The sequence below is a fragment of the Streptomyces sp. NPDC051677 genome (assembly GCF_044453465.1).
Lineage (GTDB): Bacteria > Actinomycetota > Actinomycetes > Streptomycetales > Streptomycetaceae > Streptomyces.
The window spans coordinates 1-14,224 of the sequence record NZ_JBITCT010000049.1 but is presented as its reverse complement, the minus strand read 5'-3'; the positions used below and the strand labels follow the sequence as shown (position 1 = coordinate 14,224).

Sequence of the window (14,224 nt, the reverse complement as noted above, 5' to 3'; positions counted from 1 at the left end):
GGGAACCTCGCTGCCAACGGGAATCAGGAGCTCAGGAAGAGATGAGGAAGAGCCACCCTCTTCGACGCGTCGTGCTGGCCACCGCCGCCACCGTGTCCGGGATCGTGCTGCTGCTGTCGCTGAAGCCGTCCTCCGACCCCGCCTCCGCGCAGGCGGCGGGCTCGGGCTCGGGCTCGGGCACGGCGCAGGAGGCGGCCCAGGGCGGGGCCGGGGCGCCCGTGACGGGGACGATGACCGGGGACGCGGTCCAGACGCAGTACGGCAACGTCCAGGTCCGCATCACCGTCGTCAACAACAAGATCATGAAGGCGGAGGCCGTCCAGGCGCCCAAGGGGGGCACCAGCGACGAGAAGACCAAGCTGGCCGTCCCCCAGTTGAACGCGGCCGTGGTCGCCAAGCAGAGCCCGAACATCGACACCGTGTCGGGCGCGACCTACACCAGCGAGGGCTACAAGAAGTCCCTGCAGTCGGCGATCGACAAGGCGAACGCGAGCGCGGGCTCCTCCCAGGGCTCCGGGTCCGGCAGCGCGCAGGCCGCCGGGAGCTTCACCGGGGACGCGGTCCAGACGCAGTACGGTCCGGTCCAGGTGCGGATCACCGTCGCCGGCGGGAAGATCACCAAGGCGGAGGCCGTCCAGGCCCCCAAGGGCGGCACCAGCGACCAGAAGACCGCGCTCTCCGTCCCCAAGCTCAACCAGGAAGCCGTCGCGGCCGGCAGCGCCGACATCGACTCCGTGTCCAGCGCCACCTACACCAGCGACGGCTACAAGAAGTCCCTGCAGTCGGCGCTGGACAAGGCGAAGGCGAGCGCGGGGTCTGGTTCGGCGTCGGGCTCGGGTTCGGCATCGGGCTCGGGGTCGTCCGGCTCGGGGTCGTCCGGCTCGGGGTCCGCTTCGGGCGCCGCGCAGGCCAAGACCGTCACCGGCAGCGTCCAGCAGACGCAGTACGGTCCGGTCCAGGTGCGGATCACCGTCGCCGGCGGGAAGATCACCAAGGCGGAGGCCGTCCAGGCCCCCAAGGGCGGCACCAGCGACCAGAAGACCGCGCTCTCCGTCCCCAAGCTCAACCAGGAAGCCGTCGCGGCCGGCAGCGCCGACATCGACTCCGTGTCCGGCGCCACCTACACCAGCGAGGGCTACAAGAAATCCCTGCAGTCGGCGCTGGACCAGGCCCGGTGACGGACACCGTGGCCGAGTCGGCGCAGGCTCCCGCCGTGGTCCGTCACGCGGAAGAGGTCATGGGGACCGTCTTCTCCTTCGACGTCCGCGGCGGAGAGGCCAGGGCGGTGCGGGCGGCACTGGAGGAGGCGATCGCCTCGCTGCACCGGGTGAACGAGGTGTTCAGCACCTACCGCGAGGACAGCCAGGTCTCCCGGCTGGTGCGCGGCGAGCTGACCGTCGGGCAGTGCGATCCCGAGGTGGCCGAGGTGCTGGAGCTGGGCGCCGAGGCGGAACGGCTCAGCGACGGCTGGTTCAGCATGCGCTACGAGGGCCGTCTCGACCCGACCGGCATCGTGAAGGGCTGGGCCGCCGAGCGCGCGGCCCGGCTGGTCGCGGCGGCGGGGGTGAGCGGGGTGAGCGTCAACGGCGGCGGCGATGTGCAGCTGCTGGGCGTTCCCGGGCCCGAGCGGCCGTGGCGGGTCGGGGTGTCCGATCCGTTGCGGCCGGGCGGGCTGGCGGCGGTCGTGTCGGCGGCGGGCGCGCAGGAGCTGGCGGTCGCCACGTCGGGTACGGCGGAGCGGGGCGCGCACATCGTCGACCCGCGCACGGGGCGCTCCGCGGTGACGGATCTTGTGGCCGTCACGGTGGTCGCGCCCAAGCTGACCTGGGCGGACTGCTGGGCCACGGCCGCCTTTGCGATGGGGTCGCGGGACGCGCTGGGGTGGCTGGAGTCGCTGCCGGACGTGGAGGCACTGCTCATCACCGCGGGCGACGAGGTGCGCTGCACCGGAGGGTTGGCGGGACGCCTCGGGTGAGCTGAGGCCGGCGGGGTGGGTTGAGGCTGGGCGGGGGTGAGTTTCGCTCGCCCCCGCTCGCAGGGCACCGCCTGCGCCCCACCACGCCGCCTGGCAGCGCGCCCGACTGCGACTCCCTAGGGGCGCAGTCGGCGTACCCACGTGACCGCCCCCGTCAGTGGCCGTTCTGAGCCAGCCGAAGCAGGTGGTCGGCCAGCGCCTGGCCCCCGGTCGGCTCCCGGCTGATCAGCAGCAACGTGTCGTCGCCCGCGATCGTCCCGAGGATGTCGTGCAGCTCGGCCTGGTCGATCGCCGAGGCAAGGAACTGGGCCGCCCCGGGCGGGGTGCGCAGGACCACGAGGTTGGCAGAGGCCTCCGCGGAGATCAGCAGCTCCTGCGACAGCCGCCGCATCCGCTCCTCCTTCGCCGACTCCCCCAGCGGTGCCCGGGGAGTCCGGAAACCCCCCTCGCTGGGCACCGCGTAGATGAGGTCGCCGTCGTTGTTGCGGATCTTCACCGCGTTCAGCTCGTCCAGGTCGCGCGACAGCGTCGCCTGGGTGACGCTCAACCCGTCGTCGGCCAGCAGCTTCGCCAACTGGCTCTGCGACCGCACCGGTTGCCGGTTGAGGATGTCCACGATCCGGCGGTGACGCGCGGTGCGGGTCTGCGGCACGGCCGGCCCGTTGACCCCGGCCTGCTCATGGTCCTGCGCCTGACTCATCGTCGTCTCATTCTCCGGATCCGTCCCCGTTCACTGCGTCGAGGATGCCGGGCAGGGCCCCGAGGAACGCCTCCGTCTCGTCGTCGCCGAGGTTCAGCGGCGGCATCAGCCGGACGACGTCGGGGGCGGGCGCGTTCACGAGGAAGCCGGCCTCCTGAGCCGCCGCGCGCACCTGGGGCGCGAGGGGCTCGGTGAGCACGATACCCAGGAGGAGGCCCGCGCCCCGGACATAATCGATCAACGGGTGGCCGGTACCCTCGATTCCGTCCCGCAACCTCTCGCTCTGCTGCTTGACGTTCTCCAGCAACCCCTCGTTCTCGATGGTGTCGAGGACGGCGAGTCCGGCGGCGCAGGCGACCGGGTTGCCGCCGAAGGTCGTCCCGTGATGGCCGGGCTGGAGCAGTTCGGCGGCCCGGCCGAAGGCGACGGTCGCGCCCAGCGGCAGCCCGCCGCCGAGACCCTTCGCCAGTGTCACGACGTCGGGGAGCACGCCCTCGTGGGCCTGGTACTCGAACCAGTGCCCGGTGCGGCCGATGCCGGTCTGCACCTCGTCCAGGACCAGCAGCGCGCCGGTCGCGGCGGTGATCGCGCGGGCGGCCTTGAGGTAGCCGACGGGCGGCACGACGACGCCCAGTTCGCCCTGGATGGGCTCGAGGACGACGAGCGCCGTGTCCTCGGTGACCGCGGCGGCCAGCGCCTGCGCGTCGCCGAACGGCACATGGGTGACGTCGCCGGGCAGCGGCAGGAACGGCTCCCGCTTGCCCTGCTGGCCGGTGAGCGCGAGGGCGCCCATGGTCCGGCCGTGGAAGGCGCCCTCGGTGGCGACGACGTGGGTGCGCCCGGTCAGCCGGCCGATCTTGAAGGCGGCCTCGTTGGCCTCGGCGCCCGAGTTGCAGAAGAAGACCCTGCCGTCCCGGCCGAAGTGCGCCAGGAGCCGTTCGGCGAGCGTGACGGTCGGCTCGGCCATGAAGAAGTTGGAGATGTGGCCGAGGGAGCCGATCTGCCGGCTCACGGCGTCGACGACGGCCGGGTGGGCGTGCCCGAGCGCGTTGACGGCGATGCCGCCGACGAAGTCGAGGTACTCCTTGCCGTCGGCGTCCCACACCTTGGCGCCCGCGCCCCGCACCAGAGGCAGCAGCGGCGTGCCGTAGTTGTGCATGAGCGCGGTCTGCCACCGCGCGGTCAGTTCCTCGTTGCTCATGACGGCTCCCCCTGTGCGTGCGACTCCGCGTCCGGCTGTGCGTCCGGCTGTGCGTCCGGCTTCTCGTCGGGCACGACCATCGTGCCGATGCCCTCGTCGGTGAAGATCTCCAGCAGGATCGAGTGCTGGACCCGGCCGTCGATGACCCGGGCCGTGTTCACGCCGCCTCGCACGGCGTGCAGGCAGCCCTCCATCTTCGGCACCATGCCGGAGCTCAACTCCGGCAGCAGCTTCTCCAGTTGGGAAGCGGTGAGACGGCTGATCACCTCGTCGGAGTGGGGCCAGTCCTCGTAGAGGCCCTCGACGTCCGTGAGGACCATGAGGGTTTCGGCGCCCAGAGCAGCAGCGAGTGCCGCAGCCGCCGTATCAGCATTGACGTTGTAGACATGTCCGTCGTCCTGGCTACGGGCGATCGAGGAGACGACCGGGATGCGGCCGTCGGCGAGCAGTGCCTCGATGGCGCCCGTGTCGATCGCGGTGATCTCGCCCACCCGCCCGATGTCGACCAACTCGCCGTCGATCTCGGGCCGGTGCTTGGTGGCGGTGATGGTGTGCGCGTCCTCGCCGGTCAGGCCGACGGCGAGCGGCCCGTGCTGGTTGAGCAGGCCGACCAGCTCGCGCTGGACCTGCCCGGCCAGCACCATCCGTACGACGTCCATGGCGTCCTCGGTGGTGACGCGCAGGCCGGCCTTGAACTCGCTGACGATGCCGTGCCTGTCGAGGGCGGCGCTGATCTGCGGGCCGCCGCCGTGCACGACGACGACGTTGAGGCCGGCGTGCCGCAGGAAGACGACGTCCTGTGCGAAGGCGGCCTTCAGCTCCTCGTCGATCATGGCGTTGCCGCCGAACTTGATGACGACGGTCTTGCCGTTGTGCCGGGTCAGCCAGGGCAGCGCCTCGATGAGGATCTGGGCCTTGGGGAGCGCGGTGTGCTTCCGCGTGACGTTGCTCATGAGGAGTACGCGCTGTTCTCGTGGACGTAGTCGGCGGTGAGGTCGTTGGTCCACACGGTGGCGGTCTCGGAGCCCGCGGCGAGGTCGGCCACGATGTGCACCTCGCGGTAGCGCATGTCGACCTTGTCCCGGTCCTCGCCGACGCCGCCGTTCTTGCAGACCCAGACGCCGTTGATGGCGACGTTGAGCCGGTCCGGCTCGAAGGCGGCCTTCGTGGTGCCGATCGCGGAGAGCACGCGGCCCCAGTTGGGGTCCTCGCCGTGGATGGCGCACTTGAGGAGGTTGTTGCGGGCGATGGCGCGGCCGACCTCGACGGCGTCGTCCTCGCCGGCCGCGTTGACGACCTCGACCTTGATGTCCTTGCTGGCGCCCTCGGCGTCCCGGATCAGCTGCTGGCCGAGATCGTCGCAGACGGTCCGGACGGCCGCGGCGAACTCCTCGTACTCCGGGGTGACGTCGGAGGCGCCGGAGGCGAGCAGCAGCACGGTGTCGTTGGTGGACATGCAGCCGTCGGAGTCGACCCGGTCGAAGGTGACCCTGGTGGCGGCGCGCAGCGCCTTGTCCAGGGTCTCGCTGTCGAGGTCGGCGTCGGTGGTGAGGACGACCAGCATGGTGGCGAGGCCGGGGGCGAGCATGCCCGCGCCCTTGGCCATGCCGCCGACGGTCCAGCCGTCCTTCGTGACGACGGACGTCTTGTGGACGGTGTCGGTGGTCTTGATGGCGATGGCGGCCTTCTCGCCGCCGTGCTCGGAGAGCTGGGCCGCGGCGGTCTCGACTCCCGGGAGCAGCTTGTCCATCGGGAGCAGGACACCGATGAGGCCGGTGGAGGCGACGGCGACCTCGGCCGCGTTGTGGCCGAGCACGTCGGCGACCTTCTCTGCGGTGGCGTGGGTGTCCTGGAAGCCCTTCGGGCCCGTGCAGGCGTTGGCGCCGCCGGAGTTGAGGATCACCGCGGAGACCTGGCCGCCCTTGAGGACCTGCTCGGACCACAGGACCGGCGCGGCCTTCACGCGGTTGGAGGTGAAGACGCCCGCGGCGGCGCGGCGGGGCCCGTCGTTGACCACGAGGGCCAGGTCCGGGTTGCCGTTCTGCTTGATTCCGGCGGCGATGCCCGCAGCCTGGAATCCCTTGGCTGCCGTGACGCTCACGGTGCGACTCCGATCGTGGAAAGCCCGGTGGTCTCGTCGAGTCCGAGGGCGATGTTCATGCTCTGCAGGGCGCCGCCCGCGGTGCCCTTGGTCAGGTTGTCGATGGCGCTGATCGCGATGATGCGGCCCGCCGCCTCGTCGTGGGCGACCTGTACCTGAACGGCGTTGGAACCGTGGACGGACGCCGTGGCCGGCCACTGGCCCTCGGGAAGCAGGTGGACGAAGGGCTCGTCGGCGAAGGCCTTCTCGTAGGCGGCGCGGACGGACTCGGCGGTGACGCCGGGCTTCGCCTTGGCGCTGCAGGTGGCGAGGATGCCGCGGGACATCGGCGCGAGGGTCGGGGTGAAGGAGACGGTGACCGGCTCGCCCGCCGCCGCGCTGAGGTTCTGGATCATCTCGGGGGTGTGCCGGTGGCCGCCGCCGACGCCGTACGGGGACATGGAGCCCATGACCTCGGAGCCCAGCAGGTGGGGCTTGGGCGCCTTGCCGGCACCGGAGGTGCCGGAGGCGGCGACGATCACGGCCTCCTGCTCGGCCAGGCCTGCCGCGTACGCGGGGAACAGGGCCAGCGAGACGGCCGTGGGGTAGCAACCGGGGACCGCGATGCGCTTGGACCCCTCCAGCGCTGCGCGGCCGCCCGGCAGTTCGGGGAGGCCGTAGGGCCAGGTTCCGGCGTGCGCGGAGCCGTAGAACCGCTCCCAGTCGGCCGGGTTCCGCAGCCGGAAGTCGGCGCCCATGTCGACGACGAGCACGTCCGGGCCGAGCTGCTCGGCGACCGCGGCGGACTGGCCGTGCGGGAGGGCGAGGAAGACGACGTCGTGGCCGGCGAGGACCTCGGGGGTGGTCTCCTCGAGCACGCGGCCGGCCAGCGGCAGCAGGTGCGGCTGGAGCGTGCCCAGCTTCTGGCCCGCGTTGGAATTGCCGGTCAGGGCGCCGATCTCGATCTCGGGGTGCGCGAGGAGCAGGCGCAGCACCTCTCCGCCCGCGTACCCGCTCGCTCCGGCCACCGCCGCACGTACCGCCATGTCCACCCTCCTCTTGGATGGCATGACTATACGTCGCTATGCACGTTTATACAATCCGGTGGGGGCGCATAAGATCGCCCGTGTGCGACGGAGAATTTTAGTTGGCACATGGAGAACGCTGGTTGGCAAATCTTGGTCCCGTCACGCTGCGTTGCGGGTGCGACGGAGAATTTTAGTTGGCACATGGAGAACGCTGGTTGGCAAATCTTGGTCCCGTCACGCTGCGTTGCGGGCAGTACCGGCGAAACGCCCCCGTCGCCGGTCGAGTGGTGCTTCTCTGGATGAGTGGGCGAGGCAGCGAGAGCGAAGATCCCGTCGGATTCAAGTCAGCTGGACCACCTTGTCACGGCGTACGACGGGGACGCCGGACTGCGGAATCGGCTGCGGCTCGGGGACGACTGGCCGCGTCGGTGGAGTTCGACGTGGCAGGTGGGCGCCGACGAGGCCTGCTGGCCGGTCCGGGACATGGCTCACGTACCGGTGATGTCGTCCCGGCCGATGCGGGGGTTCACGTGGCGGGCGAAGCAGCGGCACCGCCCCGGCCTGGAGGCGATGGCGTCAGCGGGCGGGAAGCATGGCTTCGAGTCGCTGAAGGAAGTGAGCCTGCTGGTCGCGCTGGACTTCTTGAGGGCATCGGAAGTGCTGTCGCAGCCGTTCCGTCTGGATTTCGAGCATGTGGGCGGGCGCGCCTGGCATTGCGACGGAGAATTTTAGTTGGCACATGGAGAACGCTGGTTGGCAAATCTTGGTCCCGTCACGCTGCGTTGCGGGTGCGACGGAGAATTTTAGTTGGCACATGGAGAACGCTGGTTGGCAAATCTTGGTCCCGTCACGCTGCGTTGCGGGCAGTACCGGCGAAACGCCCCCGTCGCCGGTCGAGTGGTGCTTCTCTGGATGAGTGGGCGAGGCAGCGAGAGCGAAGATCCCGTCGGATTCAAGTCAGCTGGACCACCTTGTCACGGCGTACGACGGGGACGCCGGACTGCGGAATCGGCTGCGGCTCGGGGACGACTGGCCGCGTCGGTGGAGTTCGACGTGGCAGGTGGGCGCCGACGAGGCCTGCTGGCCGGTCCGGGACATGGCTCACGTACCGGTGATGTCGTCCCGGCCGATGCGGGGGTTCACGTGGCGGGCGAAGCAGCGGCACCGCCCCGGCCTGGAGGCGATGGCGTCAGCGGGCGGGAAGCATGGCTTCGAGTCGCTGAAGGAAGTGAGCCTGCTGGTCGCGCTGGACTTCTTGAGGGCATCGGAAGTGCTGTCGCAGCCGTTCCGTCTGGATTTCGAGCATGTGGGCGGGCGCGCCTGGCATATCCCGGACTTCCTGGCTGTGATCGGCGGTGGGATGTGGTTGCTGGACGTCCGCCCGATGGAGCTGATCAAGGAAGAGGACGCGCTGAAGTTCGCGGCGGCCAGGGAAGTGGCGGCTGCCTGCGGCTGGCGGTACTCGGTGGTCGCGGGCTGGCGACCGCATGTCTGGAGCGTCCTTGATCACTTGTCCTCGCGCCGGCGGCCGGTGAGAGACCTTCTCGGCATGCGCGAGCAGCTGCTCACCGCTATCAGCGGGCAGCAGGGGCGGGCGATGGCGTTCTCCGAGCTGGCGGAGGCGACCAGCGTGCCTTCCGTGGGCCGGGCGAACATCGTCCGGCTGCTCTGGCACCGCGAGCTCGGCGTTGACCTGGGCAGTCCCTTGCGCGACAGCTCACTGATCTGGGCGGTGTGATGGCAGCGAGGGGGTTCTTGCAGATCGCGCCGGGTAGGCGGGTCGCGCTCAATGGCGTCGAGTGGACGGTTGACGACGTCCACGGCCAACTCGGCCGGCTAGTCCTCGTGGATGACGACGGTCGCACGGAGACCCGCTCGTTCCGGTGGCTCATCAACAATGCTGACCTGCGGCTTCTTCCGGCAGTCGAGTCGGGGCGCCCGCCACCGGTCGCCCGGCAGCCGAGGACACTGGCCGACTTGACCAAGGACCAGTTAGAGCGGGCCCGGCTGCGGGCGGCGCACGTGCTGGAAGCCGAGACGGGGTTCCGGGAGGGCCACCCGGCTCGGGCCCTGCCGGGTGAGCCCCGGCTGGCCTACGAGCCGGTCCGCACGACGTTGACTCAGCGTCGGTACACGAAGGCTGCGGAGATAGAGGCGATGCCCCGTCCGGAGGCGGTCCGGTGCGGTCTGCAGCACCTCAGTTACCGGACGCTGGTACGTCTGTCGGGACTGGCGGGCGACAGTCTCCTGCTGGCCTGCGCGGACGGGCGCTGGACACGGCGACGCAGCGGGCACCGCACCATCACGAAGGAGGTCCGGGAGGCGATCTTCGCAGTAAAGGCCGAGTGCGGCCCCCGCGCCCGCCTGAGCCAGGGTGCCAAGCACCGGTTGATGCACCAGTACATGCGTGAGCGGTTCCCGACGTTTCCCGCTGAGAAGATCCCTTCCCGCTGGACGCTCGCGGCCGTCTGGAAGGAGTGGTTCGGGCACGGCGGAGCCCGGCCGCGTTACGGGCGGACTGCGGAGGCGGCCGCGGAGGCCGGGGTCTCCGGCCGGATGGTGGTCCACCGGCCGGGCCAGGTTCTGGTGCTGGACTCGACCCCGATGCCGGTGAAGCTGCGCGAGACCGTGTTCGGCGACGCGATCACCGCGACGCTGACCCTCGCACTCGATCTCTACACGCACGGGCTGCCGGCCTTCCGGCTCACGCTCCAGTCCGACACCTCGGTCGACATCGCGATGCTGCTGCGGGACGTGATGCTGCCGCTTCCGATGCGGGACGGCTGGGGCGAGGACATGGAATGGCCCTACGCAGGAGTGCCGGCCGAGGTGATCGCCGAGTTCACCGGACACCGGGTCGCCGCTCTGCCGTTCTTCGCCCCGGAGACGGTCACCACCGACCACGGCGGCCCCTACAAGAATCACGACCTGGTGGAAGCCGAGACGGAGATCGGCTGCCGGATCCTGCCTGCCCGCGTCCTGCGGCAGACCGACAAGTTCGCGGTCGAGCGCCAGTTCCTCACCATCCAGACCATGCTCTTCGAGCACCTGCTGGGATTCACCGGCGGTGACGTCGCGGACCGCGGGGCCGACCCGGAACGCGATGCGAGCCTCACGCTCACGCAAGCCGAGCACATCATCGCGACCTGGATCGTCCAGATCTGGCAGAACCGTAAACTGGGTGAATACGCCCCGAGTTGGGCGCCGGGCGAGGACCACAGCCCCAACGCCCTGTTCGCTGCCGCGATGGAGCAGGGCGGCTTCGACCTGGACTTCCCCGAACCGAGCTTCTACTACAAGGTCCTGCGCAAGCACCACGTGAAGATCCATCCCCGTCGCGGGGTGAAGATCCTCGGGCTCTGGTATCACCACCCGGTCTTCGACGAGCCGCGCTTCCAGCAGCCCTCCGCCCGGGGCGGCAAGCACGCGGGCAAGTGGGTGGTCCGCAGTGACCGGAGGGACCGCCGGCAGGTGTTCTTCCAGGACCCTGCCGACCACGAGACCTGGCACATTCTGCGCTGGAGAGGACTGCCGCCCGAAGGTGAGATCCCTGCGTTCTCGGACAAGACTGCCGACGCCCTGCTGACACATGTGAGGGAGAACAAGATCAGGATCCATTCCGAGAGCGAGCTCCTGGAACATCTGCTCGGGATCCTCGGTTCGGTCACCCCAGTCGACCAATGGCCCAGCCAGGCCAAGAAGAAGGCCGGCAAGAAGCAGCGCGTCGCCCAGGCCCGCGAGATCACCCGCGCACAGGCTGCGGCCGCTGACCGCCCCGCCGCACCCGTCATCGCGGATGAGCCGGCTCCGGCTGGGATGCCCGCGGCCTGGGCCGAGCACGCCCGCACGATCGACCACGCGGTCGACGCCGACCGCCGTCGACGACGCGAAAAAGCCCTCGCCGACGTCAAGCCCGTGGCCCCGGCAACGCTGCACGAGGCCCTGAACCGGCGTCCCATGTTCCGGCTTCCGCCCCCCGACGACTCGGAAGCCGATACACCTGTCCAGGAGGACGACACGTGACCCGAGCCATCTCTTACGATGATCCCTTGGACGGTCTGCCTTCACGAGCCAGGATCGCCGAGCTGATCCTGGGCAGCCGCCCGCCCCTGGACACCTACGTCGGCTGGCAGCACTACCGCACCCACTACGACCTACTCGTCCCCGCTGCGGCGATCTCCCCGCAGCGGTGGTCGATGCTCCCGGCGAGCCGCCAGTACGACTACGACCTCTACCGGGAGCTGACGAATGCGAACCTCCCGCTGCAGGACACCCCCATGCACGACAAGGTCGGCAAGCTGATCCGGCGCCGGTTGAGCGGCAACACGAGGAAGAAAAACGACCCGACCCGCGCCGGCGTCATGATCAGCGGTTGGGGCAACTACGGCAAGACCGCGTCCGTCTGCTCAGCCGGGGCCGTCTTCGAAAAGCAGTGGCTGGAACTGCACGGCCACCTCAACCCCCAGGCTCTGCCGGGCACCCGTGATCTCCACGCACCGGTCGTCTATGTCTCGACCCCGGTGACAGCAACCCCGAAAAGCCTTTGCGCATCGCTCTTAGGCTTCTTCCGGGCCCCGACGCGCAAGTCGGCCACGCTGCCGGAACTGGTACGGCAGGTCGCCGACTCCCTTTATGACCATGGCGTCAAAGCTCTGATTCTGGACGACATCAGCCGGCTGCGAATGCACCGAGCCGACGACCAGGACGTCCTCGACCTGATGCGGGCCTTTATGAGCCTGGACGTCACTCTGATCCTGACCGGGGTCAACATCTCCGGCATCGGGCTGCTACGTGAGGCCAAGTGGAACAAGAAGACCCTGCAATGGGAGATGCCACCGCTGGAGTCGACCCGCATCCACGGTTTGGAGGTCACCCAGACGGAACACCGCTTCGAGCTGATCGAGATCGACCGGTTCCGCTACACCACCCCGAAACAGATCGCGGCCTTCGTCAATCACCTGAAGGGAATCGAGAAGCACCTGCGGCTGATGAACGCGACGCAGGGCATGCTCACCGGCGGCGGTATGCCGGAGTACTTGATGCGTCGCACCGGCGGTGTCATCGGCCTGCTGGGACGCCTGCTCGAAGACGGCGCCCAGGAAGCCATGGAGTCCGGGAAGGAAATGATCGACGAGGGCCTGCTGGACGAGATCGTGCTCCGCCGCGACGAGCCCGAGCAACCTCCGGACGAACCCGTCATCCCGCCCGACCCGCAGACCGCCGCCAAGAAGACTACGCAGGCAAAACGACCCCGGAACAAGGTTTTCGATGACCCTGGCCCGGCAGCCCGCGCGGGTGCCTGACGGATGGCGCCGTGATGCGTCCACTGCCCCGGAGTCTCGAACCGCTATCGGGAGAATCCCTGGTCAGTTATCTGCTTCGGCTCGGGCACCGACTCGGCCTCTCGCCTCTGCACCTGATCCGCGCGGCGGGCTGGATCAGGCCAGACACCCCCAATCGCTTCCCGGGCAGTCTGCTGCTGGACCTTCCCAAGCCGCAGGCCGAGGCATTCGCCCGTCTCACGGGACAGACGGCCAGGGAAGTCTCCGCGCTGACGTTGGCGCAGTGGCGGGACCGATATCCTCCGATCGCCCGGTCTCTGCCCGGGCCAGGGCGCTTGATGAGACCAGACGCATGGCTCTATGTCGGCTCGCCCCGCTTCTGCCCCTCCTGCCTGGCGGGCGACGGCACCGCGGCCCAGCGATTACACGGCGGGCCATGGCTCAAGCTCTGGCACCTGCCCATCGTCTTCGTCTGCACCAAGCATCGGATGTATCTGGAACCCGAATGCCCGCACTGCGGCCAGCCGCACGACGCGCAGGGCCCTCTGGTCCAACGAGCCAATGACCATACGCTGCATCCGGCGCAATGCCGGTGGACGGTCGCCGCGCAGACGCCGAGGAGGAAGTCATTCGCCTGCGCCGGCAGACTCGACGACCACACCGCCCCTGCGCGTGACCGGCCACAACCGACTGCGGACATCCTCCGCTTCCAGAGATCCCTCCGTGGTCGCCTGAAATCACCGACTCGCACCTCGGACGCGTCCGAGTACTTCACGGATCTCCGACTGGCCACCGCACTGATCAGCACGACATGGCCTCATAGCCGGTACCTCCTCGACGCCAAGACCGCTGAGCGAATCGACTCCAACTCGCAGAAACTGCATGACGGATCAGGCGGGTGGCGCAACCAGCAAGTCCGCGACACGCCGCCGCGCGACCCCGTTGTCTGCGGAGCTCTGATGATGGCCGCAGATCGCCTGCTTTCCAGAGACGACCTACCTGACTTCCTGTCGGAGATCACGCGCACCGCCTTCGGCATGCCCTCAAGCCGAACACCATGGGCAGTTCTCTATGACAAGCACAAGAACGACTGCTCTGAGCGACTTCGGCACGCCGCTGAGCCCGCAACCCGGGTGTTCCCCCGAGTGAACGGCCGCGGGGGCACGCGCGCACCGCAGCGAAACGGCTACCAAGCCGAGCACATTCCGGCATTCCTGGAGCCGGACTGGTATCAGCGCTACCTGGCCAGCTGCGCGGGCTCAGAATCCAAGACCGTGCGGAGAGCGGCCGCCGTCCGACTGGTTCAGTGGGCCATGGGTGGTACATACGACGACGCCGCGGAGTTCCTCGGGATCACGCCCGTCCCGACGCACCTGCTCACCGGACGCGCAAATCGGCGCTCAGCACGGGCAGGCTGCGACCCTCTTGAGGTGGACAGGGCTCTCCGCGCTCTTGCCTCAGAGCTTCAATCACCACGTCAACCACCAGTTGACTACCGGCGCAGGCGACAAGCACTTCACGAGTGGGTACTCAGCATCGACGCCTGGAATGCCCTGGTCAGAGAACTCCCGCCCACCCTCACCCAGTTCCGCACCCTGACCAACGACCGCAAGCGTCAGGATGCCTCGGTGTTCGTCTGGACGCTGGTGACGCGAGGCGAGCACCTTTTCGCTCCGCGCCCGCTCGAAGCCACACAACCCACCGAAATCCAGCTGCAATGGGCCGCACGGCGAAACACCGCATGGTTCCAGTACTCCCGCCCCGATCCGCTGCGCCACTACGCAGACCTGCGCCACGTTCTCACCAAGTACGCGCAGCGCCTCGCCCGGGAAATCGACGCAGGCGCTCGCCCAACCTCGCTCGGCTAGTACTCCAGCAGTACTTCGTGGCTTGACCTGGGGAAACGTCGAGCGGTGGGAGTGTAGCGGGCAGTTGGCCGTCACGGGCGGGTTCTGCCC

General features: G+C 69.2%; 12 protein-coding genes. 7 read left to right on the top strand and 5 right to left on the bottom strand.

Going from position 1 to position 14,224, the window contains the following annotated elements; genetic code table 11:
* The first annotated feature begins 41 nt into the window (after positions 1-41).
* A complete protein-coding gene (locus ACIBAF_RS39530; protein ID WP_399469939.1) occupies positions 42-1,178 on the top strand; it encodes an FMN-binding protein in 1,137 nt (378 codons plus the stop codon).
* 59 nt (positions 1,179-1,237) lie between these two features.
* On the top strand, positions 1,238-1,975 hold the full coding sequence (locus ACIBAF_RS39525) for an FAD:protein FMN transferase (RefSeq protein WP_399470032.1): 738 nt from the start codon (positions 1,238-1,240) through the stop codon (positions 1,973-1,975).
* Between the two features lie 154 nt (positions 1,976-2,129).
* Here ACIBAF_RS39525 and ACIBAF_RS39520 read toward each other — a convergent pair whose 3' ends face one another.
* Genes ACIBAF_RS39520 through argC form a run of 5 tightly spaced genes read right to left on the bottom strand, consistent with a single transcriptional unit; the run spans position 2,130 to position 7,002 of the window.
* A complete protein-coding gene (locus ACIBAF_RS39520; RefSeq protein ID WP_389768755.1) occupies positions 2,130-2,675 on the bottom strand; it encodes an arginine repressor in 546 nt (181 codons plus the stop codon).
* A gap of 7 nt (positions 2,676-2,682) precedes the next feature.
* On the bottom strand, positions 2,683-3,876 hold the full coding sequence (locus ACIBAF_RS39515; protein ID WP_399469938.1) for an acetylornithine transaminase: 1,194 nt from the start codon (positions 3,874-3,876) through the stop codon (positions 2,683-2,685).
* Complete coding sequence (gene argB, locus ACIBAF_RS39510) at positions 3,873-4,829, bottom strand: acetylglutamate kinase (protein ID WP_399469937.1); 957 nt, start codon at positions 4,827-4,829, stop codon at positions 3,873-3,875. The genes ACIBAF_RS39515 and argB overlap by 4 nt, the downstream gene beginning before the upstream one ends.
* Complete coding sequence (gene argJ / locus ACIBAF_RS39505) at positions 4,826-5,977, bottom strand: bifunctional glutamate N-acetyltransferase/amino-acid acetyltransferase ArgJ (protein WP_399469936.1); 1,152 nt, start codon at positions 5,975-5,977, stop codon at positions 4,826-4,828. The genes argB and argJ overlap by 4 nt, the downstream gene beginning before the upstream one ends.
* Positions 5,974-7,002: an N-acetyl-gamma-glutamyl-phosphate reductase gene (argC, locus tag ACIBAF_RS39500; protein WP_399469935.1), complete on the bottom strand. Its 1,029-nt coding sequence runs from the start codon at positions 7,000-7,002 to the stop codon at positions 5,974-5,976. Before argC ends, argJ begins: the two co-directional genes overlap by 4 nt.
* A gap of 429 nt (positions 7,003-7,431) precedes the next feature.
* Here argC and ACIBAF_RS39495 point away from each other — a divergent pair, with 429 nt between their 5' ends.
* From ACIBAF_RS39495 to ACIBAF_RS39475, 5 genes are all read left to right on the top strand, one after another.
* Positions 7,432-7,716, top strand: a complete 285-nt coding sequence (locus ACIBAF_RS39495) for a hypothetical protein (protein WP_399469934.1) — start codon at positions 7,432-7,434, stop codon at positions 7,714-7,716.
* A 184-nt stretch (positions 7,717-7,900) separates the two neighbouring features.
* Positions 7,901-8,722 carry a TnsA-like heteromeric transposase endonuclease subunit gene (locus tag ACIBAF_RS39490; protein ID WP_382167924.1) on the top strand — a complete coding sequence of 274 codons (822 nt, stop codon included), beginning with the start codon at positions 7,901-7,903 and terminating at the stop codon, positions 8,720-8,722.
* Complete coding sequence (locus ACIBAF_RS39485) at positions 8,722-11,007, top strand: transposase (protein WP_399469932.1); 2,286 nt, start codon at positions 8,722-8,724, stop codon at positions 11,005-11,007. The genes ACIBAF_RS39490 and ACIBAF_RS39485 overlap by 1 nt, the downstream gene beginning before the upstream one ends.
* The gene (locus ACIBAF_RS39480; RefSeq protein WP_382167926.1) at positions 11,004-12,287 is read left to right on the top strand and encodes a TniB family NTP-binding protein; all 1,284 of its coding nucleotides are present in this window, start codon (positions 11,004-11,006) and stop codon (positions 12,285-12,287) included. Before ACIBAF_RS39485 ends, ACIBAF_RS39480 begins: the two co-directional genes overlap by 4 nt.
* A gap of 14 nt (positions 12,288-12,301) precedes the next feature.
* Positions 12,302-14,134, top strand: a complete 1,833-nt coding sequence (locus ACIBAF_RS39475) for a TniQ family protein (RefSeq protein ID WP_399470030.1) — start codon at positions 12,302-12,304, stop codon at positions 14,132-14,134.
* Positions 14,135-14,224: the final 90 nt, after the last annotated feature.

Coding starts and splice junctions, on each gene's coding strand:
- ACIBAF_RS39530 (WP_399469939.1), top strand. CDS start 42: ATGAGGAAGAGCCACCCTCTTCGACGCGTCGTGCTGGCCACCGCCGCC.
- ACIBAF_RS39525 (WP_399470032.1), top strand. CDS start 1,238: ATGGGGACCGTCTTCTCCTTCGACGTCCGCGGCGGAGAGGCCAGGGCG.
- ACIBAF_RS39520 (WP_389768755.1), bottom strand. CDS start 2,675: ATGAGTCAGGCGCAGGACCATGAGCAGGCCGGGGTCAACGGGCCGGCC.
- ACIBAF_RS39515 (WP_399469938.1), bottom strand. CDS start 3,876: ATGAGCAACGAGGAACTGACCGCGCGGTGGCAGACCGCGCTCATGCAC.
- argB (WP_399469937.1), bottom strand. CDS start 4,829: ATGAGCAACGTCACGCGGAAGCACACCGCGCTCCCCAAGGCCCAGATC.
- argC (WP_399469935.1), bottom strand. CDS start 7,002: ATGGCGGTACGTGCGGCGGTGGCCGGAGCGAGCGGGTACGCGGGCGGA.
- ACIBAF_RS39485 (WP_399469932.1), top strand. CDS start 8,722: ATGGCAGCGAGGGGGTTCTTGCAGATCGCGCCGGGTAGGCGGGTCGCG.
- ACIBAF_RS39475 (WP_399470030.1), top strand. CDS start 12,302: ATGCGTCCACTGCCCCGGAGTCTCGAACCGCTATCGGGAGAATCCCTG.